The organism is Larkinella insperata (genome assembly GCF_026248825.1).
Taxonomy (GTDB): domain Bacteria; phylum Bacteroidota; class Bacteroidia; order Cytophagales; family Spirosomataceae; genus Larkinella; species Larkinella insperata.
The window spans coordinates 21,872-47,134 of the sequence record NZ_CP110973.1; the positions used below are offsets into that span (position 1 = coordinate 21,872).

The 25,263-nt window shown below is 45.8% G+C and carries 20 protein-coding genes; 1 reads left to right on the forward strand and 19 read right to left on the reverse strand.

Annotation, left to right across the window (positions count from 1 at the left end):
• Positions 1-64 precede the first annotated feature (64 nt).
• The 19 genes from gmd to OQ371_RS00125 form a co-directional block, all read right to left on the reverse strand.
• Positions 65-1,177, reverse strand: a complete 1,113-nt coding sequence (gmd, locus tag OQ371_RS00035) for a GDP-mannose 4,6-dehydratase (RefSeq protein ID WP_265991494.1) — start codon at positions 1,175-1,177, stop codon at positions 65-67.
• Positions 1,178-1,206: 29 nt separating this feature from the next.
• The gene (gene fcl / locus OQ371_RS00040; RefSeq protein ID WP_265991495.1) at positions 1,207-2,145 is read right to left on the reverse strand and encodes a GDP-L-fucose synthase; all 939 of its coding nucleotides are present in this window, start codon (positions 2,143-2,145) and stop codon (positions 1,207-1,209) included.
• Between the two features lie 43 nt (positions 2,146-2,188).
• A complete protein-coding gene (locus OQ371_RS00045; RefSeq protein ID WP_265991496.1) occupies positions 2,189-3,520 on the reverse strand; it encodes a UDP-glucose dehydrogenase family protein in 1,332 nt (443 codons plus the stop codon).
• A 136-nt stretch (positions 3,521-3,656) separates the two neighbouring features.
• Positions 3,657-5,327 carry a WcaI family glycosyltransferase gene (locus tag OQ371_RS00050; protein ID WP_265991497.1) on the reverse strand — a complete coding sequence of 557 codons (1,671 nt, stop codon included), beginning with the start codon at positions 5,325-5,327 and terminating at the stop codon, positions 3,657-3,659.
• A gap of 142 nt (positions 5,328-5,469) precedes the next feature.
• Entirely contained in the window at positions 5,470-6,348 is an 879-nt protein-coding gene (locus OQ371_RS00055; RefSeq protein WP_265991498.1) for a glycosyltransferase family 2 protein, read from the reverse strand.
• Positions 6,349-6,457: 109 nt separating this feature from the next.
• On the reverse strand, positions 6,458-7,543 hold the full coding sequence (locus tag OQ371_RS00060) for a glycosyltransferase family 61 protein (RefSeq protein WP_265991499.1): 1,086 nt from the start codon (positions 7,541-7,543) through the stop codon (positions 6,458-6,460).
• A 25-nt stretch (positions 7,544-7,568) separates the two neighbouring features.
• On the reverse strand, positions 7,569-8,120 hold the full coding sequence (locus tag OQ371_RS00065; protein WP_265991500.1) for a DapH/DapD/GlmU-related protein: 552 nt from the start codon (positions 8,118-8,120) through the stop codon (positions 7,569-7,571).
• Positions 8,113-9,093 carry a glycosyltransferase family 4 protein gene (locus tag OQ371_RS00070; RefSeq protein ID WP_265991501.1) on the reverse strand — a complete coding sequence of 327 codons (981 nt, stop codon included), beginning with the start codon at positions 9,091-9,093 and terminating at the stop codon, positions 8,113-8,115. The genes OQ371_RS00065 and OQ371_RS00070 overlap by 8 nt, the downstream gene beginning before the upstream one ends.
• Positions 9,094-9,245: 152 nt before the next feature.
• Positions 9,246-10,493: a glycosyltransferase gene (locus OQ371_RS00075; protein WP_265991502.1), complete on the reverse strand. Its 1,248-nt coding sequence runs from the start codon at positions 10,491-10,493 to the stop codon at positions 9,246-9,248.
• The gene (locus OQ371_RS00080; RefSeq protein ID WP_265991503.1) at positions 10,468-11,664 is read right to left on the reverse strand and encodes a glycosyltransferase; all 1,197 of its coding nucleotides are present in this window, start codon (positions 11,662-11,664) and stop codon (positions 10,468-10,470) included. The genes OQ371_RS00075 and OQ371_RS00080 overlap by 26 nt, the downstream gene beginning before the upstream one ends.
• Positions 11,665-11,788: 124 nt before the next feature.
• On the reverse strand, positions 11,789-12,601 hold the full coding sequence (locus OQ371_RS00085; protein WP_265991504.1) for a hypothetical protein: 813 nt from the start codon (positions 12,599-12,601) through the stop codon (positions 11,789-11,791).
• A gap of 140 nt (positions 12,602-12,741) precedes the next feature.
• The gene (locus OQ371_RS00090; protein ID WP_265991505.1) at positions 12,742-13,815 is read right to left on the reverse strand and encodes a CgeB family protein; all 1,074 of its coding nucleotides are present in this window, start codon (positions 13,813-13,815) and stop codon (positions 12,742-12,744) included.
• Positions 13,816-13,882: 67 nt separating this feature from the next.
• On the reverse strand, positions 13,883-14,914 hold the full coding sequence (locus tag OQ371_RS00095) for an NAD-dependent epimerase/dehydratase family protein (RefSeq protein WP_265991506.1): 1,032 nt from the start codon (positions 14,912-14,914) through the stop codon (positions 13,883-13,885).
• Between the two features lie 82 nt (positions 14,915-14,996).
• Complete coding sequence (locus tag OQ371_RS00100) at positions 14,997-16,721, reverse strand: hypothetical protein (protein WP_265991507.1); 1,725 nt, start codon at positions 16,719-16,721, stop codon at positions 14,997-14,999.
• A 23-nt stretch (positions 16,722-16,744) separates the two neighbouring features.
• Positions 16,745-17,818 carry a glycosyltransferase family 4 protein gene (locus OQ371_RS00105; protein WP_265991508.1) on the reverse strand — a complete coding sequence of 358 codons (1,074 nt, stop codon included), beginning with the start codon at positions 17,816-17,818 and terminating at the stop codon, positions 16,745-16,747.
• Between the two features lie 14 nt (positions 17,819-17,832).
• Positions 17,833-19,371 (reverse strand): lipopolysaccharide biosynthesis protein, encoded by a 1,539-nt coding sequence (locus tag OQ371_RS00110; protein WP_265991509.1) that lies wholly within the window; start codon positions 19,369-19,371, stop codon positions 17,833-17,835.
• Between the two features lie 50 nt (positions 19,372-19,421).
• Positions 19,422-20,090 carry a sugar transferase gene (locus OQ371_RS00115; protein ID WP_265991510.1) on the reverse strand — a complete coding sequence of 223 codons (669 nt, stop codon included), beginning with the start codon at positions 20,088-20,090 and terminating at the stop codon, positions 19,422-19,424.
• 66 nt (positions 20,091-20,156) lie between these two features.
• Positions 20,157-22,490, reverse strand: coding sequence for a GumC family protein (locus tag OQ371_RS00120; protein WP_265991511.1), 2,334 nt, complete (start codon positions 22,488-22,490; stop codon positions 20,157-20,159).
• A gap of 11 nt (positions 22,491-22,501) precedes the next feature.
• Entirely contained in the window at positions 22,502-23,305 is an 804-nt protein-coding gene (locus tag OQ371_RS00125; RefSeq protein ID WP_265991512.1) for a polysaccharide biosynthesis/export family protein, read from the reverse strand.
• 1,313 nt (positions 23,306-24,618) lie between these two features.
• Between OQ371_RS00125 and OQ371_RS00130 the strand changes: the two genes are divergently transcribed.
• Complete coding sequence (locus tag OQ371_RS00130) at positions 24,619-24,951, forward strand: IS5 family transposase (protein WP_265991516.1); 333 nt, start codon at positions 24,619-24,621, stop codon at positions 24,949-24,951.
• Positions 24,952-25,263: the final 312 nt, after the last annotated feature.

Consider the following 25,263-nt stretch of genomic DNA (forward strand, 5'->3'; position numbering starts at 1 on the left):
CTGGTTTTGACGAGCCAGCAATTCAGATCGGCCAACCGACCAGTGATTATAAGGCAGTCATTTGCTATTCAAAGTAATTGGGCATCAGGTGACCTTGCTCAGCCAGCAGCTGATCCCGCCGGAACAAGGCCACATCCGACTGCATCATGTCCTTGACCAGACCCGCCAGATCATACTTGGGCTGCCACTGCAACTGCGTCATGGCCTTGGTCGGATCCCCCAACAACAAGTCCACCTCCGTCGGACGGAAATACCGCTCGTCGATGCTGAGCACTTCCTGACCCACCGCCACCGGAAAGTCCGGATCACGGGCACTGACCACGTACGCCTTCTCGTGGACACCCTCCCCCTGGAAGGCCAGCTCCACGCCAATTTCGGCAAAAGCCATCTTGACAAAGTCCCGGATGGTGGTCGTCACCCCCGTGGCAATCACAAAGTCCTCGGCCCGCTCCTGCTGCAAGATCAGCCACATCGCTTCCACATAGTCCTTGGCATGGCCCCAGTCCCGCAGCGAATCGATGTTGCCCAGAAACACCTTCTCCTGCAGACCCAAGCCAATCCGAGCCACCGCCCGGGTGATCTTGCGGGTCACAAACGTCTCCCCCCGCAAGGGCGACTCGTGGTTGAACAGAATCCCGTTGCAGGCATACATGCCGTATGCCTCCCGGTAGTTGACCGTGATCCAGTAGCCGTAGAGCTTGGCCACCGCATAAGGCGAACGCGGGTAGAACGGCGTCAGCTCCGACTGGGCGTGGCCCTGCACCCCACCGTAGAGCTCCGAGGTGGAGGCCTGGTAGATGCGCGTCTTCTGGCTCAGCCCCAGCAGCCGCACCGCTTCCAGGATGCGCAGCGTGCCGATCCCGTCGACCTGGGCCGTGTATTCGGGCTCGTCGAAGCTCACCCGCACGTGCGACATGGCCCCCAGGTTGTAGATCTCATCGGGCTGCACCTCCTGGATGATGCGGATGATGTTAGTCGAGTCCGACAAATCGCCGAAGTGCAGCTTGAAGCGCACGTTTTGCTCGTGGGGATCCTCGTAGAGATGGTCGATGCGCTGGGTGTTGAACAGCGAGCTCCGGCGTTTGATGCCGTGCACTTCGTAGCCCTTCTCCAGTAAGAGTTCGGCCAGGTAGGTGCCATCCTGGCCCGTAATGCCCGTAATTAATGCTTTTTTCATAGATAATCGTAATTCATGTTGTATAGATCCTAAACGTATACCTCCTGGTTAGCCAGGAAATCCTGGTAGGTAGCGGCAATGCCTGCTGACAGGTCGATGCGGTGCTGCCAGCCCAGGTGGTGCAGCCGCGACACATCCATCAACTTGCGGGGCGTGCCATCGGGTTTGTCCGGATTCCAGCGCAGTTCTCCTTCGAAGCCCACGGTCTGTTTGACCAGTTCGGCCAGCTCCCGGATCGTCACATCCTGGCCGGTGCCGATGTTGACAAACAGCTCCTCGTTGTAGCCTTCCATCAGGAACACGCAGGCGTCGGCCAGGTCATCGGCGTGCAGAAACTCCCGGCGCGGGGAGCCCGTGCCCCACACTTCCACCACCGGCTCGCCGTGGAGTTTAGCCTCGTGAAACTTGCGGATCAGCGCCGGCAAGACGTGCGAACCGTTCAGATCGTAGTTGTCGTTGGGGCCGTAGAGGTTGGTGGGCATGGCCGAGATGAAGTTGCAGCCGTACTGGCTGCGGTAGGCTTCACAGAGCTTGATGCCGGCAATCTTGGCGATGGCGTAGGGCTCGTTGGTGGCTTCCAGGTAGCCGCTCAGCAGGTAGTCTTCCTTCAGGGGCTGGGGGGCCAGCTTGGGGTAGATGCAGGAGGAGCCCAGAAACAGCAGTTTCTGGACCCCAAACTGGTAGGCGCTGTGGATGATGTTAGCCTCAATCAGCAGGTTGTCATACAAAAAGTCGGCCCGGTAGCGGTTGTTGGCCCAGATGCCGCCCACTTTGGCCGCTGCCAGCAGCACGTAGTCGGGCCGTTGGTCGGCAAAGAAGTCGGCGACGGCTGCCTGGTTGCGCAGGTCCAGCTCGGCCGAGGTGCGGGTGACCAGGTTCTGGTAGCCTCGGCGTTGCAAGTTGCGCACCAGCGCGGAGCCCACCATGCCCCGGTGACCCGCTACGTAGATTTTTGCGTCTTGATTCACTCCTGATTGAGGTTTATGAAATGCGGTTTCGAATCTGTTTTACTTAGGCGGGTTGCTTCACATCCGTACCGATGGCTTCCCGTCCGATGCTGTAGTAGGTGTAACCCAACTCCTTCATCTGATCCAGCTCGTAGAGGTTGCGACCATCGAAGATCACCTTGTTCTTCAACAGCAAAGCCATCTTGCCAAACTCCGGCGTGCGGAACATCGGCCACTCGGTCATGATCACCAGCGCATCGGCATCGTCCAGGGCCGCATACGAGGTGTGGGCATAGGTGATCTGGTTGCCCAGCACCTGCTTGACGTTCTCCATGGCTTCCGGATCATAGGCCGTCACCTTGGCTCCGGCCGCCAGCAGCGCCTGGATGTTCTCCAGGGCCGGGGCCTCCCGGATGTCATCCGTGTAGGGCTTGAAGGCCAGCCCCCACACCGCAATCGTCTTGCCCTGCAGATCCCCGTTGAAGTGCTGGTTGATCACCGGCAACAGCTTGGTCTTCTGCTGAGCGTTGACCTCCATGACCGACTTGAGGATCTTGAAGTCGTAGGCGTACTCCTCAGAGGTCTTGGCCAGCGCCTGCACGTCCTTGGGAAAGCAGCTGCCCCCGTAGCCAATGCCGGCAAACAAAAACCGCTTGCCGATCCGGCTGTCGGTGCCGATGCCCCGGCGGATATCATCGACGTTGGCTCCTACCTTCTCGCACAGGTTGGCAATCTCGTTCATGAAGCTGATCTTGACGGCCAGAAACGAGTTGGCCGCGTACTTGGTCATCTCCGCCGAGCGCTCGTCCATGAAGATAACGGGGTTGCCCTGGCGCACCAGCGGAGCGTAAAGCTTGGTCATGATGGCCTTGGCCCGCTCCGACTGCGTGCCGATCACCACGCGGTCGGGTTTCATGAAGTCTTCGATGGCCACGCCTTCGCGCAGAAACTCGGGGTTGGACACCACATCAAACTCCACCTGAGCCGCCAGCGAGATGTACTCGTGGACTTTCTCGGCGGTGCCCACCGGCACGGTGCTCTTGTCGACGATGACGGCGTATTCTTTCATGATCTGGCCCAGATCGCCGGCCACTTTGAGGATGTATTTCAGGTCGGCCGATCCGTCTTCACCCGGCGGAGTGGGCAGGGCCAGGAAGATGACCTCGGCGCCTTCGATGCCTTCGGCCAGGTTGGTCGTAAACTTCAGGCGTCCTTCGGCGGTGTTGCGGTTGAAGAGGACATCCAGACCGGGTTCGTAGATGGGGATGATGCCATTGTTGAGTTTTTCGACCTTGCGTTGGTCGATGTCAATACAGGTAACCTGGTTGCCGGTTTCGGCAAAGCAGGTGCCGGTCACGAGTCCCACGTAACCAGTTCCTACAACTGCAATTTTCATAGCTTAAAATGGTTTCGTAAACAAAAGTTGGTTTCTACTAAAATATTCAAGTAAGGGGGGCTTTAGAATCAGGCTAGCAAAAACACAATCCAACCGCCAATGCCGTTGAGCTTGTGATCATTGTGTTTTATTTTCTTTATTTTCCTACGTTGAGTTGTCGATCAGCATCAGCCAAAACCATGCTTTTCTCGACAACAGGATCAGCATCAGGGACACCTGCTACTTCGACTAGTTGCTTCAGGAAGGTATTCAGGATATTTTCTTTATCCAGATTTCTTTCGGCATACCGTCTGGCGTTCATCCGGTACGAGGTCAGGTCGGTTGCAATGTTTTCGTTGATGGCATCTTTCAAAGCCTCAACCGATTCCGGCTCGATCAGTATTCCCATGTTGTGTTTGCTCACGATATCGTGCAGGGTGGTTCCCGGAACGGCCGACACCAGTGCACACCCTCCGGCAGCTAATATTCCCGTCAACTTAGAGGGTAATACCAGATCCGAAGCCGACTTCTTCTGCAAAACCAGGTGTATATCTGCCGTGGCCAGCAAGGCCGACAGCTTTTCGTATGGTTGTAAGGGGTAAAATTTGATATTAGGCAACCCGTAGCTCTGAGCGAGCGCCATTAATTTATCTTTTCCTCCGCCTGATCCAAAAATCAGGAACTGAACGTCGGGGCGGGATGTAAAGGAACGAGCGGCTTCGATGATGATTTCCAACCCTTGTTTTTCGCCCAGACTTCCAGAGTAGAGAATAACTTTATCCGACTCCCTTAACCCCAGTTCTGCCCGGAGGGATTGCGATCGGGATAACGGCCTGACGTACTCTCCGTCGACCCAATTCGGAAACAGCACACATTCAGACTGAAGCACTTTCTTTTGAGTAACCTTCCGCACCATTCCTTCGCTGATGGTCGATACGACGGTGCAATTCTTCAGAATGAACGCTTCCACCTTGAACATGATGTCTAAAAACCGCTTGTTTTTAATCATGCCCAGGTCCTTCGCCATATCAATCTGCAAATCCTGAATATGACACCAGAGGGGTACGTTAAACAATTTGCTGTATAGCACCGGAATGACTCCCAGGTGAAAAGGGGGCGACAGACAGATAACTGCATCGTACCGTTTGCGAAATAGTATCCGAAACCAATACACCAGACTGCTCGCGACAAATGAAAATTCGTGCAGAATCCGGGTGAGCGAGGTTACCTTCCTGGGAACATACAACGGACACCGGTGGACCCGTGCTCCTCCAATCTGCTCGGTATGCCATCCTTTATTTTTGTGGGAATCATGTATAGCCCATTCCGGATAGTAAGGGTGAGCCGTAATGACATCAACTTCCTGATCATGCTTTGCCAGCCAGGCCCCCATTTCACCCGTGTACTTACCAATGCCGGTCAGTTCGGGTGAATAGTTGATCCCGTAAATTAAAATTCTCATACTCGGAGTGTTTTTATAACGTCTGTCGAAGACTTTTCGAATACCAGCCCTCTTCAGCATCCATCTACTCATTCCCAGAACTGCCATGCCGCAGAGGGTCCCGAATGCTGCCGACAGGCTATGATCCCAATCAAAAGGCCGGTTCAGTAATAACAGCTGTCCGACTTCCGAGAGAAATATGACGCCCACCAGCCCAACCCAGGTAACGACCCAACGGTGCATCGGCTGCCGGGTTCGGTCCAGCCATAGACCACTAAATAACCCCAGAAATACAAACAGGGATGCATTCATCATGGTATCGGCGTTGGACCAGCGCGTCAGCCAGGCCGGCAGAAATCCATACGTACCCACCCTCAGATCAGGCATCCAACTGAGGTAGAATATGGAGACTACGTTTGCCCAGATTACAATGAATAGCAGACTTAAACGCACGATTGTGGGATAAGAAACAGGTAGATTTTATGCTGAACAGTTTGCTGTCTATTCCTAAAAGTTAACTGCTCTTTTATTAAACTTTAAGTGATTCGGGCACTACGGTAGAAACAACTTCCTGTTCTTCCTCCGACAGCTCACGTATTTTGCAATACATCTGGGTGAAATAGGCCATCTTCAACAGGGCGAAAGCAAAGCCCCGGCTACCGTCCCGAAAACCGCCCATCAGAAAAAAACTTCCAAAGAAAAAAGCCGGGCCCAGCAACGGGGTACGCATCAGGCCATACTTAATGCGTTGCATCCACGACCATTTATTAACGCTTTGGGTGTCTTTCGACATTTTCAGGAAACGGGCGGCTTCCCAGCTGGAATATTCGTTGTGCTTCGTCACATAATACGAGATACCTCGCATGTCCTGGTGATCGATTTTGCTTTTAATGGTGCCAATCTCCCCTTCCAGTACGGGATGTTCGTGCACTTCCATATCCAGCTTACTCCACTGTTTCTCGTCGATTCGTTCGTACTCTCCGGCACCTACTCTGAACAAGGCCAGCTTGTGCAGAAAGTAGCCTCCCTTCATCGGTTTTCCCATAAAGTAGATTGTATACCGCAACCAGTAGCCTACTTTATCGTCCCGTTTGAGGGCTTGCCGTAATTCAGCTTTGAATTTGTCGGTCAGAAACTCGTCCGCATCCAGAAACATTACCCATTTGCTTTGAGGGGTATGGTTCCGTAAATACCAGTTACGTTTTTTGGGGAATTGCCCATTCCAGACAAAATCCACCACTTTCGCGCCGTATTGCAGCGCAATTTCCTTCGTACGATCAGTGCTGCCGGAATCGATCACAACTATGTTGCGCGCCAGGTCAGGCCCTATGGAAGCAAGGCAGATGGCCAGGTTCTTTTCCTCGTTTTTGACAGGAATTGCAATCGTTAGATCCAGAGGTTCAATCATAACATTTCGTCATTGAATGTGTCCATTAACAGCAAAGTGATAAGGGCTACAAATATCTTTTATTTCTTCGATGCAAAACGACTACTACCACGCGCTGTCAGGGACAGCTTTACTTGAAACTTGCCTGTTTTTCCCGTTCACCAAGCAGCGTCATCAATTCAGCAACCGCTTCTTCAGTCAAGACCAGACTTTGTTTGTTGGCTGAATTGCTCTTTTTCACTTGGCGTTCCGGGGGCAAACTGACGGTTTTAAACCGAAAATTGTACGTCTTAGCAATAGCTGAATAATGCTCCGGAGGCAGGTGAGTGCTTCTCAGTTCCACAACAAGCGTTTGCGGTTCGCAAAAGATGATGTTGGTTAGAGCAGCACCGTGTAAGGCCACAACGACCTCGGCTTCTCTCAGCGTATTGATTTGTTCTTCAACCGTCATTCCCTGCGGATTAACGATTGTGAAGCCCAGCTTTTCCAGCATTGCGACCAACCTCTCCTCACCGATCAGGCTTCTTTTGGCCTGCTTTCCCCGCAGAAGATAGATCTTCTTTTTCGGCAGCCGCGGTTTGTTCGCGCTCAACTGATCCAGAATTTCTTTTTTCCAGGCGGCAAACGGTTTGTTCAAACCGTAGTAATCGGCGACCACCAGATCCTTCACTTTCACTGTTTCGAACGGCTTCAGCCGAAACACCTTCTCCTTTTCAATGCCCAGCATGGCCAGGTAATTGGTTTCGTAGGACTTGGCCGTGTGATGCAGGATAATGACCCGGTCTTTGAGATCACTTAAACTGTATTTAGTCAGAACCAGCAACCGGGGCAGCAAATCAACCACCCAATGGTAGTAGTTATTGGGAGCTTCCGGTGTAATCAGGTAGATGGCCTTCTCAATTTCCCCGACGTTTTTACCAACATATGGTAAAGTTGAAGCCGGATGCAGTGTCTTTCCCCAGGGGAATGAAATAAACCGCAGGTAGAGCTGGTTGAATTTATTGATGATGGCTCCTCCGTATAAACCGCTGCACACAACATCGTTCAACTTCCAGACATGAAGATTTTCCGCTCCGCCATAAGGGCCAAAAAGCTTTTCGTTTTCTTCCGGTTCAAAAGCAAACTCCGGGGCCTTACCCTTTACGTTCCCAACCTGAACCTGCAAGGCCAGCTGGCGTAAGAGTTTAAGACTTTTTTGTACGATTGCCGTTGTCATCCGATTCCGTCTGATTAGTGATGCGTTATGCCTTTGCCGGATTCCCTTTTACCGTTGTTCCGGGCCGTACCGACTTGGTTACGACGCTGCAGGCCCCAACAATGGACCGTTCGCCAATCGTGACTCCGGGCATGATAAACGCTCTCGCCCCAATGAATACATGAGGTTCGATAACGATCGGCAGGGTAATCAGGTTCATGGCGGGCTGGTCGAACGCATGCGTACCCGTACACAGATAGACTTCCTGAGCTACGGTTGCGTGCTCCCGAATTTCAATTATACCCAACGAATAAGCGTTTGCCCGATCGCCCAGGCAAGCATGGTCGTGCAAAATCAGATTCCAGGGAATTTGAATGCGGGCCCGTTGGTGAACAAAAGGACGGCCGTAAATCGTGGCCCCAAATGCTTTCAGCCAGAAGACCCGCCACCGGTTAGCGGGTTTGGGTGTCCAGGAACACAGTAGCGTCCACACGTACTCCCACAGCAACATCTTAATCCGCTGCTTAACCGTCCAGGGACTCGAATAAGGCGAATCCTGAACGTGAACGGTTTGACTTGTTACGATACTTTCAGTCATTTTTTTTCAGCATTTGTTCGAACTCCCGTAGAAACTGGTTGGCGATGTGCTTCGTCGAGTGGCTTTCTCGCACCGCAACGGCATTGGTCGCCAACCTCTCCCGCAGCGAACGGTTTTCCTGCAAATTCATGATATGGCTGGCCAGTTGATCCACAGCGTCTTGCGAACGGTGGTCGAAGATCAGACCATTTTGGTTTTCCTTGACAAAATCCTGAAAACAGGACAGTTTGGAGACAATCGGTGCACACCCCCACGCCATTGCTTCCAATGGGGCAAGTCCGAATGTTTCACCCTGCTCCGCTACCGAGGGGTACACAAAGATAGAAGCCTCCTCGTAGTATTTGTTCAGTGCTTCGGTGTTGTAAACCGGTCCTACAAATTCAATCTCGGCTCCTTTTGCCTTTTGCCGCAACGTTTCCAGATACTCTTCTCCTCCCCCGCCGGCGGCCACTTTCCAGGAGCCTACGATCTGCAGTTTGTAAGCCTGGTTGGTCTTGCTGTAGGCTTCCACCAGTAAATCCAGCCCTTTTTCGGGGTGAACCCGACCCGTGTACAAAATGATCGGTTTCTTCTGGGTCAGGTCAACTTCTCTGGAGGGGGTAAACGGCAACGGATTCGGGATCATGACCACCTTGTCGCGCAACACATCGGGCAATTCGTTCCGAGAGGCCGTCGCCACCGGGCTTGAGTTTGCCCGAAGCCGGGCCACATTCCGGTATAATTTCAATTGCCCTTTGGGCATCCGGGCTACATCTACCATGCAGACTTTCTGAGACCGCTTCGGCAGAACGAGTGGTGCCCAGAACGTGTTGCTTACCACCACATCGTAATTGTTTGAGAACAGTTTGCGGCCCCGCAACGTATAAAGAAGGTCCAGCATCTTAAGAACAATACCCGATTTTGGGGTATCGTATCCTTTGATGCGCAGGTGCTGCACTCCATCAATCACTTCCGAGTCAGGATATTCTTTCATGCTCCGGGATATTTGAACAACTTCATGTCCTTGCCGGGCAAACTCTTTCGCTAAGGCAAACCATCGTTTCTCAACAGCTCCTCCCAACATGGGCGGAACCGGAAAAAAAGCTCCCTGAAAAATGGCTATACGCATTAGAAAATGGTTAAATCTTACACAGATACTTTTTCATCGGCCATGCTGCTGCTGGCTGACTTCATGACTTCCGACAACCGCTGAGCCGCAGCCGGAATAGCAAACTCCCGTTCGAAAGTAGCCCGCGCCCGCTGATTCATTTTCTCTCTTTCGGCGGTCGACAACCGCAGCCAGGCTGATAATGCTTGCTCGGTTCCCTGCAATGTATCGGGCGTCACGATGCCACATTTGGCGGCTTCAATTTCACGCCAGATATTAACCTGATCCGAAATCAGGACGGGTTTCCCGCAAGCCAGAGCCTCTACCACCGCAATACCAAAGTTCTCTTGATGGCTCGGTAACGCAAACGTTTCACAACCGTAGAAAGCGCCCCACTTGGCATCTCCCGTAAGCATACCGGGCAAGAAGACATTCGACTTCAACAGCGGATCGCTGGCCACCATTTGCTGAATTTTCTGTCCGTAAGCAGTGTCCAGCTTGGGACCGGCAATCACCAGCTTCGGAACTTCGGTCCCAAGCTCCTGCTGTTTCAGCACTGTATTTTTGTACGCTTCGATCAGTAAATCAACCCCTTTTTTCTGGTGTATCCGGCTCAGAAACAACCAATAGGGCTGTTGACCCAAACCAGGACATTTATCCAAAAATGCCTTTTGCATTTCCGGCTGGAAGGCGGGTGGCGTCACAATGCCGTAACCGACGTTGATTTCCTGGCTGGGCTGATACGGGCTAAAGGAAGTCCGGGCCAGTTCCAGTTCGGCCTGACAGGTAAACAATACGCCATCGGCCTGTTTGACCACGCTGCCTTCAATGGCTTTCCAATACAGCCAGTTCCGTAACGCCTTCAGTTTTCTACCTTCAGCTTTCTGAAAATAAGGATCGAGCATCCCGTGTGGCATAACAAAAAGCCGGGGAGTCTTCCCCGTGCCTTTTTGGCCAGACTGCTTAGCCCGAAACGCTTTTAAAGCTTTGGTAGCCGCGTAACTTGGGTAAAGCCAGAGTCCGTGCACAATGACAGCATCGAACCGACCAAGGTTCTCGATGAGCCAGGGAATGAGTTTGGGCGCGTAATTCCAGGGCCCTTTATTGGGGCCCAAGGCATGTATTGGAAATGAATCCTTACCCAGGAAATCTGCATCAGGACGGTTCAGACAAACTACCTCATTATGAACCCCCATTTTCTGTAGTTCATTGCAGGAGTTTCTGATACCCTGGCAAGGGCCGCCCGAAGCGGGATCCATGCTACCGATAATCCGAAGTATGTTCATGTTTTTTTTCTGTCTGCAAAAGACTATAATAGATCGCTTCGATTTGATCTAATGCCTGATTCGCATCAAACCGTTTCGCATTTTCAAGGCCAGCCTGGACCGCCTTTTCCCGTTCAGCGCCCCTTAACCGCACGACACGATCAACAACCCGAGCCGCTGCTTTCGCCCAGCTTTCGTGTTCCGACTGATCTGCGGGCTGACGTGGAATCAGGAATCCGGCTTCACCAGCGACTTCGGTCATAGGGGCAGCATCCGTTGTAACAACCGGGCATCCCGAAGCCATGGCTTCCGCAATCGGCCAACCGAACCCTTCGGCCAACGATGGGAAGACAAACACCGAAGCACCGGCATAGGCCAGGCGCACGGCTTCGTTATCTAACCCAGTTAAAAAATGAATATCCGACGTGTAGGGAGACGCTTCTCGTCTGTCCTTCACCGACTGACCGGGCGGTATACCGATCATCAGCAGCGGCAGTTTCTGGTCGCTCAGCCCCCGCCAGGCGTCATAAATTTGAATGACGCCACGTCGATTTTTATACCATTGGTTTCCACCCACGTGCAACAGGTAACCCGCCGTCAGATCCAATTCTAGCTTCTGTCCGAGTGCAGTTTTTGACTGAATGGCGTCCAAAAGGGTGAACGACTGATTTAAGCCGTTGTAGACAACTTCGGAACGCGCCGGAACGGAAGAAAGCTGTTTATGAAGATCTTCCCTTGTCTTTTGCGAAACCGAAATAAAATTTTTTCCTTTTGAATAACCGCGGTGGATGAACTCCTGGTATTGCCTCCCAGACCAGCTGGTTTTTCTTTCCGATATTTTGCCAAGCGCCGATTGCTGCGCCAGAAAGTCGTGACAGTGAACAACATGGGGGCGGTCCGTTACGAGCGGTACCCAGGGTCCCTGTGCGTTATCCGTAAATACAAAAAGAGTGTCTGGAGGGCAACTTTTCAAACGCCGACGAACTTCATTAGGAAAGAGAACAAACTGATCAACATATCCCAACCATTTCTTCAAACCCTGTGGCGCAGGAAGCCGGAACAATCCTGGAGTAGGCAGCCAGGATTCTACTTCATGGCCGCGAGCCCGCATTCCTTCTGTCAGCATATGCGCAAAACGCGGCATGCTCTGTGATCCGAGGAAGGTGGGGTGGTTAAAGAAGATTATACGCATACAGCTACTATAAGTTCCGGATTGATTAAACGTTTTAAAAAGACTTGGGGCAAAATTACTTTTAACTTTTTAGGTAAGTTCAGAAGTAAGCTATTGTCCTCCGAACTCCAGAAATCAAGCGCAACTAGCCTTTCATGGCCTTATAAATCCAGCGATACAAATTTTCGCCCATAAAGTGTTGGCCTTCAGAATTGAAATGAATTTCATCCAGATAGTACTTCTTATCCAAGGCAAAATCTAGCTCTTTTATCACTTTTCGATTTCTTTTCGTGAAGAAGTCAATAATCAACTGTCCTTCCTGCGAGTATTTCTTTTCAACTAATTCCTTTTGTGAAGCATGAAGATAAACAATTAAAGGAACCTTAAGACAAGTAGCCAGACTATCAATGTCATTGAATCCTGTGTTGAAGCTCCGTCCTTCGGGTTGAACGTCCTGATCTTCTGAAATCCCTTTTTTAAATTTACTCAGCAACGTATCATTGACTTTCTTAAAGAGCTTAAAACTTGCCAATGCGTAATTATCCGACGGCATACTGGACTTTACTCCAACGACTTTTTTGAAAGTCATGTTATCAAAAGCATCTCCGCTATTGTTAACCATTACAATCAAATCGGCATTAAACGTCCCATACTTCTTTAAATACGCATAGATATTGTCGGGGCCCCACGTGTAGGATGATATATTTAATACTCGAATAGTAGCGTTCAGATCTTTTCTCAGTCTCTGCTCAAGAATGGTTGAAGCCAAATCTTTGTGATCAACTTGATTTCCGCCATTGACAACTGAATCTCCTATCAACAACACGACTAAAGTATCTTCCTTATTTATAGGATCGCTCCTCATCGAAAACTCATTTGTGACAAAGCGATTTCTATAAATTTTTAAATCCTGGTTTGGCTTGTGAATGTATTCAAATTCTTTACTTTCCTGAAACAACGGATATTGATTTAAACCGTAATATCTAGCAACTAATTCAATTACTATAAATATCAGTATTATTGAAAGTACTATCTTTTTATAGAATTTTATCGACATAAATTGTTACAATTCAAGCAACTTTTTTTTCAAAAAACTATTCAAAAAGAACTACGGTTCTGTAAAACCATATTGTCCTCATTTACTACTTTAATAATCTTTCGGCAAATATCTTCATTGCCTACTCCAAGTTCTCTCACCCTCTGCATACCTGCAACTCTGATTCTCTCGCGGAGACTTTCATCGCTCAGCAGCCTTTTACAAATTGCGGCACACTCGGCTGCATCCGACCAAAAGACGGCTTCAACACCTTCCTTGTACATTTCTTGATGCTCAGAAGTACGCTCAGCACACAAAACTCCTCCTGAGAAAGGCACTTCAACGGAACGTCGTGTATGCAGATCTCTGTTGCCTTTTGACAATAGGCCTAAGCAGATCTTCGCCCCTTGTATAGCCGCAACATAATTACGACCATTCAACGCTCCTCCACGGTAATAAGGTTCAAGTTGTTTCCAGTATGGCGATTTTTGCCACCGTCCACCCCAAATACTTACAGGAACTCCTTGCCGGATAAGTTCAAGCAAAAACTCATCTCTCTTTTCATGTCTCATCCAAGTACCAATGAATGCGACTTCTGACCGGTATTTTGGATCAATATCTTCGAGACTTTCAAAGGGTTTATGAATAACTTCATCATACGACATTAATACCCGTACAACTTTCTTTGCACCTAACGCCTTATACTCTTCAATATTCACTTCGCGTAAAACGCTGCACAAAGAGTAATATGAAACAGATTTTAAGAGCATATCAAACCGCCGGCCATCTCTACCCCCCGTCGGATCATCGTTGTTATAAAGGACAATAGGGCAATTTAATAGCTGCAACGTTTGTAAACATTGCTTGCCCAGTAACTCGCCACTATTGACCCAAACTAGATCCGCGTACTTTTCCTTTACTACAATTTCGTTAACCCATTTTAAAATCTTCGATTGCAGGAATCTATAACCACTTCTAAAATGAATTGCACTTAAAATTGGTGAATTCAGATCCTTTTGAACCACCATTTTAGGGTCATACATAACGACATATTCTCCGATGCGCTGTAAACTTAGCGCCCTTAAATACGCATTTGAACCCTGATTCAACTCACCGATATAAATAATTTTAGCCATTGCAAAGAAAGTACTTAGAATCCTCGTTAACAGAGATTTTTGAACTCTGGTTCTGGTATAACCTCTATTAAGCTATGTGGTCCATTCTCCCATTTGAATAATACTCATTGTACCATTCTGTAAACCTTCTTAATCCTTCCTTTAGAGTTGTATCAGGTGAATACTTAGTTATCTTAATTAACTTTTCCTGATTAGCCCAAGTCTTAGGAACATCGCCTGGCTGCATGGGCATAAATTTCTTCAATGCTTCTTTATTTAGACCCCGTTCAAGTTCAGTAATAAAATCTAATAGATTGACCGGCGATCCATTACCGAGGTTTAACACTCTATAATTTGGCTTCTCTGTAAATTCGCTTAAAGTAGTTTTAAAAATTCCATTAACGATATCTCCAACATACGTAAAATCCCGTTCCATTTCTCCATTATTGAACACCTGTATGGATTTACCTGTAGAGATGGCTTTAGCAAAAAGCATAGGAGCCATATCAGGACGCCCCCAAGGTCCGTAAACTGTAAAGAAGCGCAGACATGTAATAGAGATATGATATAGTTGGCTATATGCATGTGCCATTAGCTCATTGCTTTTCTTCGTAGCTGCGTAAAGACTGACAGGAGCATCAACTTTATCTTCTTCCTCAAAGGGAATTTTTGCATTGGCTCCATAAACGGACGAAGAAGAAGCATGAACCAAATGTGTAGGCTTAAAATACCGACACGCTTCTAAAAGAAAGTGAAACCCAACGATGTTAGACTGTATATAAACATCGGGATTTTCTATTGAGTATCTAACGCCAGCCTGTGCAGCCAAGTTAACAACGTAATCGAATGCTTCTGTTTGAAAAAGACTAAACAATTGCTGTTTGTCTTCCAGATTCATCCGTATAAAACGATATTTTGAGTTAATTGTACTCGTTACAGGCTTATACCATTTTATTTCGTCTTGCTCAATACCGGCCTCTTGTAATCGAGCGTATTTTAATTGAGGAGAATAATAATCATTTATATTATCTAAACCTACAACTTCAAAACCGTGCTTAAGAAACTGGTTTACAGTATGAAAACCAATGAACCCAGCACTACCAGTTACTAATACCTTCATAAATCAGAAGTTATAATTCCAATTGTGAAACATAAGATCTTTTTACCTTATGTAAAGGTTGGTCAAAATTTAAAGAAATACCTCACTTCAAACTAATTTGACTATCTAAAATAGCTCTTTCAGTGTTGACGTTTACTCTAACGCGATTACTAGTTTTTTTGAATCTAGAACCTCGAAAAGCGCTTATCATAAATCTTGTTATATGAAATATTGCAAGATATAAGAGAACAACTTGTGCCCACCCTCTTATAATGAACGTGGCAATGGAAACTACACTTTCTGCTTGCAGAAAAGTGAACACAAGCGTTAGCGACAGCAGAGCGCAAAGACTAAAACCTGGCTCTTTGCTTTTGGGGTTCCAGGAAGGGTACTGATTATTAGTTATTCTAAAGGATAACTTATCAATCAACAAATAGACAGGCAACATTAGCAGTGCAAGGATTAAGACATACCACCAACCAAAAGCAGCCATGCCAGTGCCTGCATAATGGCCAGTCCTGAACGCTCCAAGCGCACTTTCACCAGCCCCTGCCCTAACATACAGGTAATCCCCAAATGATACCGAACTAAGTGACTTCTTATCAACGTTTATATTTAATGCTTCAATAAACGGGGCTGGAAGAGTTGTTATCAAACGATCAATAGAGAAATCTAAGATATCTGCATCATGTTCCTTTAACTTATCTGCCATAACTAAGCTGGCATCGTTGTATTTCATATTACAGAATCTCGCTAGGAAGATGTTGTCCATATAATCTTCATCCCAGTCTTTCTTTTCTTTCTTTCCAACATTCTTTGCAGCCTCCAGAGCTTCCTTGTTTTGGTAAACCTCCAGAGTTTGTTTTATTAATTCTGAACGAGCAGTGCTATTACGTTGTGCACGGACTAGAACCATTGCCGTCCCTAAATCGGCAATTGGACCCGTTAAGAGCCAAACGATGCTTCCAGCTATAAATACGTTTTTAAACGTCAACAACTGGCTTTTAAATAAACCTAACAACAGACCTAATCCATAAGCAAAGACTACAGATGTGAAGCCCAACATAAAAGCGCCCCGGCTATTTCTACCAAGACTCACAACAAATAGCAAGAGTGTAAACGCAATTAGCATGAATATTAATCGCTTCGAAACCGGCTCTCTCTTGCCATACAGCTTACCAAATGGAATAAAAAAGGGGGCATATGTAAAAGGAACGAATGCCTGAATTGCCTTATCTGCAGCTCCGGTTGCTTCTCGACCAACAGAAGGGGAGTAAAAGTAAATATAAAACATAGCTCCTAAGCCAATGAAGCCCATTGCCCATACTTGAATATCGGTCGGTGGCTCGTATAACTTAACTTTATTGAGAGCAGTTCCTAGACGTGATCGCGCGTCAAATGAGCGGTAGATGCTATGTGTAATGATGAGTACAAACAGTGTAATAAGCGAATGCAAAAAAACCGATAATGGTTGAGTCAAATTGTATACAACCGGTTTCCCTTCCAGTAAGGTAAAGACTAGTGGAAAATAAAAATGTGTTACACAAAAGCCAACAATCAAGAAGGTCGAAAGTGGGAAAGCCCAAAGCTGCTTATTATTTAAGAAGAACTTAGTAACAAGCCCCCACGCTATCAATACCAGTAATACGACTATTATATTTTCAAAATTAACAAAAAGTAGGCACTGGAGAAGCGCACAAACCCCAAGGATCGCCCAGGAAAACCTTCTAATACTTTCTAGAAAGTAATTATTATTGTTTTCCTTTCTTGTCAGATGAATTGTCTTTTCTGTACGCGAATTGCTTTCTGAACTAATATATCTTTTCATAAAAAACTAATTTATGCCGCAGTTTAGATTAGTAAACCCTCAAAGCAAGTGGCATACTGATTGGCTACTATACCTGGCAAAAATCTATCTCTGGCGGATTGACGAGCCTTTTCTCCTAACAATGTTCGGTGCGGAGCGTCTTCAATCAGTTGTTTTAAAGCGATTGAGATACTTTCAGGAGTATTTGATGACAATAATACACCGGCATTGCCTATTATCTCTTCACGGGTCTCATCATTATCAGAAATAATAGCGCACCCAGACAACATTGCTTCCACAAGCACTAATCCATAAGACTCTCTTTTAGGTATAAGTGTAAATATGGAAGCCTTCCGCATGAGTTGCATCACATCGGCATGTGGAAGTTTTACATGCCAAGTAATATCGAAGTTTGTTTTTGGCTCTGGTTTATCCTTTGAAACTACGGTTAGCTCGACTTTCTTCTCGTTTAAATAGGTAGCGCCCAGCAAATCGAAAGCTGCTATCAGTTCTTTTAATCCTTTTCGATTACCCTCGTTTCCAACAAATAAAATGTGAATTGTTTCACTTTTCAGACCTTTTACCGGTTCTATGTCTCCTGAAAGATCAGGCAGAAAGAAAGGAATAGAAATCGTTTTCTCTTTAAACTCAGGACGGTATCTTAGAAATCTCTGGCGGCCATTTTCCGTATGAAAATGAATCATACTGGCCGGTTCAAGCTTTGAAGCCAGAAGATCTGCCTCCTTCTGCCGATCAGGTAACGAACCGAACTTTTCAATCATATAACGATCAGTCATGAAACCTGTCGTTACAAGAACCGGTTTGTCAGCTAATGCTTTAAAAAATAAATTGGGATATACAGGCGAACTGTAATGATAAATCACGTCAGCTTCCATTCCCTTTTTACTCAAACCGTGTTTAACTAGGGGAGTTTTAAGTCCGATAACCTGGTTAGCTATTCGACGCAGATTGAAGGACCACGTGTAGGCATTTGATGCTACTGATAGCATCTCATTCTCTGAATAATCTTGCAACCGAAAGAAACTCTTTGCAATCTTATAATCAGTATTATGTCTGGCTAAGATCCATTCAGGATAGTAAATACCTACTTTTGCCATAATTTATCGCAAGTTTAAGTAGTCAATATTTTTCTTACGCCAGGTACATTTCCAAGCATTTTCCGGACACGTTCAGTGGCTAGCGGAGGTAAAGCGTTCCAATACCGCCATGCATTCCAGATCAGTGCTAGTAAAGAAACCGCCAAAACTGCGATTTTAGCATTAGGGAACAGTATCATCCCCCCCATCCCGACCGCTGCGATCCAAACCGACATAGTAGCTATGCCGGCAGGATATTTTGGCCATTCCATGCTGTTTTCCTGCAACCAGCGCTGAGCAATTCTTCGATACCCAATGGTTGCAACAACTTCGGCTGATAACAAAGCAATACCTCCACCAAGCATACCAATCATCGGCACCAGTAGTAGAATACCTCCAACTACAACCAAAGCGGCTGTAATCGATAACCGTAATTGAGGTTTTAGCAAATTATTACCAACAATTACTGCCATGGCTGGCTGAGCAGCTGCATAGACGAGTATACTAAGCGATAGTACAGCAAAAAGTAAAGGATCGAAAGCGATCTGTCCGCGGGTCCACACCGTAAATAACGGCTCGATAACAGCTTGCATAACTATTACTGCTGGAGCCATAACCGATACAACAACTACCCATACGGTTCCAAAAGCTACTTCGCTTCTGGCTTGGTCCCGTTGATGTAAGAACCGCATGAGCTCAGGCATTAGGGGGTTGGTAAGGGTATTTAATCCCTGTAAAGCAGCATTAGCTCCCGTCCGCATGGTTGAGAAAGCCGCCAGACCGTTGGCTCCCAACAATGGAACAAGCACCAGACGAACTCCCTGATGACGCATGCTTTCTATCAAACTCTTAGCAGATAAAGTCAACGAACTCAAGAAGTTACGAAAGCCCAAACTCCAATCCGGGCTCCTGAACGAAACGTCTTCCTTGCGCAATAAACGCAGCATATCTCTGTAAAGAAGGCTGCTGTACAGCAACGATCCTCCGAAACTCACCATACCGGTTTCGAGAAGTCCTGCCCCGGACATCACAGCGATCACCGGAGCAAAGGTCGAAATCAACGCATACAGAAAGTTCCACCATGACATCCGCGGATAGTACCCGAAAGGAGCCAGGGCTCTTTGAAACAAACCCGGTATGCTGGTGCTGATAAACCATGCGCATCCCTGCAGCACTAGCAAAATTCCCGCATCATGAATGGTTTGAGAATCCAGGTTGTTGGCATTATCCAGGATATGGGGAAGCAGCCCGGTGGTCAGAATCAAGCCTATTATGGTCAACTGGGTCAGGCAGATAGCAATTCCCATAAAAACGCCCGACCATAAATACCGGCTCAACTCCGCCCGATTCTCTTTTCCACAGCGCAAAAATTCAAACTGAAGATAAGTTTGATGACCAAAATCCAGCGTTGTGATAAGGTTTGTCAAAGCCAATACAGCAAGACTTACCCCATACGTTTTAGCGCTCCAATACGTAAGGTACAGGGGTACAATTGCCATTTGGGATGTTATTGTAACCCCAATTTTGGCCCAAGAGGCAACACTTCCAGAAACGATCCGTGATACGGTGGACATTTGCTATAAACTTTTCAGAAAACAATCAACGGTAAAGAGTTGATACATTCTTACCATGCGTTCTCGTTTCCCTTCATCATTGACTCTACCGTCCACCAGCAAATTTTTAGATCCAGCCATACTGACCGTTTCCGGATGTAAAAACGATCTAACGTGATGCGGTGACGCATTTGCATGTCATGCGACGTTTCACCCCGGCAACCTCTCACCTGAGCCAAACCCGTAATTCCGGGTTTCACTCGATACCGCTTCCGATAGTTCGGCATATTGTTCCAAAATAGGAGATCATGCTGTACAGCGTGTGGCCTTGGACCAACAATGCTCATATCACCAATAAGCACGTTTAGAAATTGAGGCATTTCATCCAGATTCGTTTTACGAAGGATCCGGCCTATGGATGTCACTCGGTTATCTCCTTTCGTGGCCTGCTTGAAAGTAGCTTCCGGACTGTATGTCATCGTCCGAAATTTGATGCAATAGAACCACTGGCCCTTGTAACCCGTTCGCTTCTGAATGTACAGAACAGGGCCTGGCGAGCCTAACCGTATTAGAAATCCAATAATCGGGATGAGCCAGGATAAAACAAGAATTGTGACAAGCAGAGAAAAGAAAATGTCAAATACACGCTTTCCTAGTGTCCTATAAGCCAGTTTGTAGTGCCGGGGCTTTGGCTCTGCATACACATACAACGTTTGGTACTCTGAGTCAACACTAAGCATATAAGTCCGTTTTATATTAAGTGTGTAGAAGTCGAAACAAGAATCTCAAGATTTGGCAAGCTTTCTTTATTTACCAATCCCTAAGCGCCGTTTTTTATTGGTTTCCCCTCCACCATAATAGTTTCCGTACCCATAATTATAATAGTAAGACTCACCCTCACCTACTCCATTGAGAATAATGTTGAGTTTCTGGAAGCGTTGCTCTCTATAAAGTGCATCTACCATTCTTAGGTGGTTCTTCGGCGTGTGGTCGTGCCGCACCAGATACATGGTTGCATCGGCAAAAGGAGCAATTAACTGCGAATCGGTTACCAGACCAACTGGTGGTGAGTCGACCAATACATAATCAAAGCGTGCCTTTAATTCATCGAAGAGCTGAGCTAATCGGGGAGAACTCAACAATTCAGCCGGGTTCGGTGGCAGCGGTCCTGCAGTGATAATAAAGTAATTTTCATATCCTGCAATCGGTCTCAGCAAATCATCAATAGTTGCCTCCCCGATCAGATAGTTACTCAAACCCATACGGTTTTCCATATGAAGACTTTGATGCAGTTTAGGTTTGCGCATATCCATCTCCAGAATTACCGTTGAACGATCAACCAGCGCTAAACTAGCGCCCAGGTTAAGCGAGATAAATGATTTCCCTTCCCCGCTAATTGAAGAGGTGAAAAGCAATACTTGGCTTTTTGCCGGATCAGACCGCATAAATTGCAGGTTTGTACGCAATGCCCGAATCTGTTCACCAATAACAGACTGCATCCGGGGCTTAAATACTAAGTTATCACCCGAATTTTGCCGGCTTTTAACAATTTCTCCCAAGATCGGCGTCTGAGTAGCTTCTTCCACATCCGAACGACGCAAAACCCGATTATTGAGCATGTCCTTTACGGCAATAAGTCCAACCGGAACCAATAAGCCTAAGATGCTGAAAAGCAGATAGGTTGTCTTGTTAACAGGCTGAACCGGAACATCATCGGTACGTGGCTTATCAACGATTCGGCTGTCGGATACCGCTGAGGCAGCGGATAAAGCAGTTTCCTCTCTTTTTTGAAGCAGGTAAGTATACAAGCCATTTTTGATAACCTGCTGACGCGTGATATTCAATAAGGCTCGTTCTTTACCTGGGACGGTGCGGATCATGCTCTCAATCCGACGGTTATTAGCCAGCAATTGGTTTCGGCTGCTGGTAAGTTGCTGACGAATGTTCTGAATGTTTTCCGAGATACTTGATTTAACCGCTTTAATCTGGCTATCCAACGACTGCAAAAGAGGACTATTGGGAGCCATGATACGCGAAGATTCTTCCCGCTTTAGTTCAAGCTCGGAGACTTTCGTTAACAATCCATTCAAAACAGGATCACTCAAACTCAACGTTGCCGGTGCTATACTTTTATCGCCTGGTTGCTTTTCAATATAACGCTCAATTTCATTTAAGCCAGTTAAGCGCATATTAACATCGTTCAATTGAACATCATTAGTCTGCACATTTGTCAGAAACGTCTGTGCCTGGGCACTCAGATCTGTAATGCCTTGGGTTGACTTGTACATTTCAACTTCTTTCTCGACAGTTGAAAGTTCACCCGAGATCAAACTCAGCCGTTCTTCAATAAAACGAAGCATATTATTAGCTTCTTGATTCTTATCAGAGATAGACTCTTTGTTGTACTCATTGATTAGTTGAGTAAGAATCATTTCTCCCTTATCTGGCACGCTCTCGGAAAGGCTCATTTCCAACACGGTTGATTCCTTCAAAGCCGGTTCAACCTTTAAACTTGCCAGATACGCATTAACAACTTTAGAATGCGGCTTTACTATTGCTATAACCGGTGATGTAGTGTTGCTTATAGCTTTACGGGTAAAGATCCGTAGCTGACCGTATGGAGTTTTAATACTCTGGTTTACGGGATACGTTTGGCCATTTAAAAGCACCGAGTTGTTGTTCACGAATGAAATCTCCAGCTTGTTTGCGTAGAGTTGTGAATTCGGGTTTTCGAGAATAAGCCGGATGGGTGATTCTGCATAAACTTCCCGATCATAAGTCCCTGTCGGAAAATAATAGCGAACATCAAGGCCCAGATTACTTACCACTCGATCCATCAGAGTAAATGAAGTGAGAATTTCTATCTCATTCTCAATTACTTTGTTACTACCGAACAGATTAAGCTCTTTCATCAAGCCATCACCTGATAATCCACTTTTCTTTTCGTCTTTGATCAACACCGTTGCGTGGACCTTGTATACTGGTTCTTGATACAACAGATAAACATAAGCGCCGGCTAATGCCAATACTAATGAAACCACAAACCACGGCCATTTGCGGACATACCGCATCAACATGACTCGCAGATCAGGCTGCTGCTCTACTTCGTAGACCTGGTAGGGATTGTATGAATTTGTCATGATCTTAACTTTTATCTTAGTGCAGTACGTGATAGAATAAGCGCTATAATGGATAATGAACTTAAAACCAGGGGTATTAATTGGGATGTACGGTCAGCACTTGCCAATCTTACTTTGCCAGGTTCCACATAAACGATATCGTTTGGTCGTAGATAAAAGTAAGGAGACAGAAAGACATCGCGTTTGGTTAAATCAACCCGGTTGAATGTGCGCTGACCATTTTCTTCTCGAATAACCAATACGTTGTTTCGTTTTCCGTAAATTGTTATATCACCCGCCATACCCAAGGCAGCCGGCAAAGTAACCTGTTCGTTTAGAATAGAAAAAAGAGCTGGCCGAGCAACTTCACCCGTTACTGAAATCTGAAAATTCGTATTACGAACATTCACAACAGGTTCCTTTAAATACTCTAATAGCTTTTGTCGGATTTGTGTAGCCGCCTGTGTGTTGGTTAACCCCTGCACTTTTATTTTCCCAACGATTGGTAGTTCAATTTGACCTTCTTCATCGACCGTGTAGCCAGGGGTATATGGTTGTGTAGTTGTTGATCCAGGCTGAGCTCCTCCCATCGCTGAAATAGTAGCATAAGGATTAAAAAGTGCGGTTGCCTCCGCACTTAAACTACTTACTTGCACAGATAACACATCCCCAGCCTTAATTTTCGGTATGTAGCGGGCTGTAGCCACAATGGTGTCCTTATCCGTTAACTCTTTCTGATACAGCACTAACTCTTTACTGGAAATACAACTTCCCAGACTCAAAATTAAGCCAATAAAGCAATACCCAAACCAAGAATGACGTAAACGTAAATTCATATTCAACACTTTAAACATTACATTCAAACAATTGCGGCTAGTTCTGCGGCCAATTTTAGATGATGAAACAAGTTTGATGCATCAATCCAACACCTTTATGTGGAGATGATCTGACCATTCATCAGTAGCCATACGTATGGCTACTGATGAATGGCAGCGAGTCTAGGAGAACGTTTTCAAAGTTTTTGTTTAAGTTACGGTTAAACATATACGTTAATTAGGAATTATCTACCAAATAAATAGATCAAATTTAGTTGATAATCACCTAGTGCTTAAGCTACTCAAAACTCTTCATCTTTTTTTATATGCACTTAAAAATGCTTCCTAGTATTTGCTAGCCTTCATCCGCTGGGTTAATTACTTTTATTAAAATCCGTTGTCTGGCTTAAGCCAGTTTACTTAATATACGAATATACAACACTATACGGATGAGCTCTAGTGATTTTTATTTTTTCAACTTGCCACTTACTCCTAGTACAGGCGCTTATTCTAAAAATACTTCTTTGATTTATAACCCATAGCTTATTATAGTTATATAAATAAACAATAAAATCTCTTAAACTATTCATGTCAACTTTCTGATCTAGAACTAACTAGCAAACATTGTCACTTTCCATCCCGTTCAACAGCAAGTCGAAATAAAAAATACTCAAGTTTTTATTTTAATAGTAAAATTTACAAGTTCTCTAATTTATTATTCTACGAAAAACGCACACTTAAGCATACTAACTCATCGATTGATAGCTTAAAAATATGAAAACTTACTTTTTTAACCTAATGTCAATAAGAAAGCACTAACACCTATAATTCAAAGAATAAATATTGAATCCGGCAAATTATTAATCACCTCAGATATTTTTAGTTTGATTAATAAAAAATACATTTTTTTTCGCTAAAAAAATTTATATCTAAGCTTAAAGTGAGTAGTTTTACACATCCTCGCTTATTGATAAACAAACATAAAAGAAATTCTCAAAAAGAACTAAATGTTGTCAATTAAATTAGCTAAGCGTTGATGAATATACCTTCAAAAAGTTGAACTATACCCTTACCGCTGATTGACATTTCTCAATTATCAGTCATGTTCAATATTGGATTATAGACATAAAACCTCGATAAAAGTTAGCTATACTAGTGTTTATCATAGCCAACTGGCATAATTATCAGACACTATGACCCAACTCATAAATATTAATTAATTTATCTAACGGTCAATAACGAATTTGAGGATAGAGCAGGAGCTGTGTTGACAATTAGGAAGGGAATTTGTTGACAATTTATTCTAGGATAATGCCAACTGTTATTTTTATTTGATGCGACGCTACGAAATTACAGACCAACAATGGTATCGATTAGCACCCTTATTGCCCGGCAAACCAGGTGATGTAGGACGTACAGCAACCGATAATAGGCTTTTTATCAACGCTATCTTATGGATTGCCCGTAGTGGCGCTCCCTGGCGCGATCTACCGAGACGTTTTGGTATGTGGAACTCTGTATACCGTCGGTTTCGACGCTGGACGAAGGCGGGTGTCTGGAAAAAAATCTCTGAAAGCTGTCAAGATCCTGAGCTAGAATGGCTTATGACTTATTTAATGAATATCCAGATTCACGAAGATTCTGACGAACTCCAGGCCCCATCCTAATAAGAATAGGAGATGAAAGGCCGTTTTAAAATCAAGAACCAGTCTTTCTTAAATTAATCATTTCATTTATAAATTGCCTGACCGTGTAACGATCAGGTTACAAATTATATGAAATCAAGGACACTTTCCGAAGGCTTAAGTTTAAATTTGTAAGGAAGATCAATAAAAGAGAAGCAGGGTCGGTCTTCAAAACTTCTGATTCTATGTAGCAGCCAGTTGCTCTGGAGCAAAAAAAATAGTTGCTGTTCTACTTCTAGGAAACCCTAAACGTATACACAGCAACTACACACCCATCTGCGTTTGCCCTAAAGC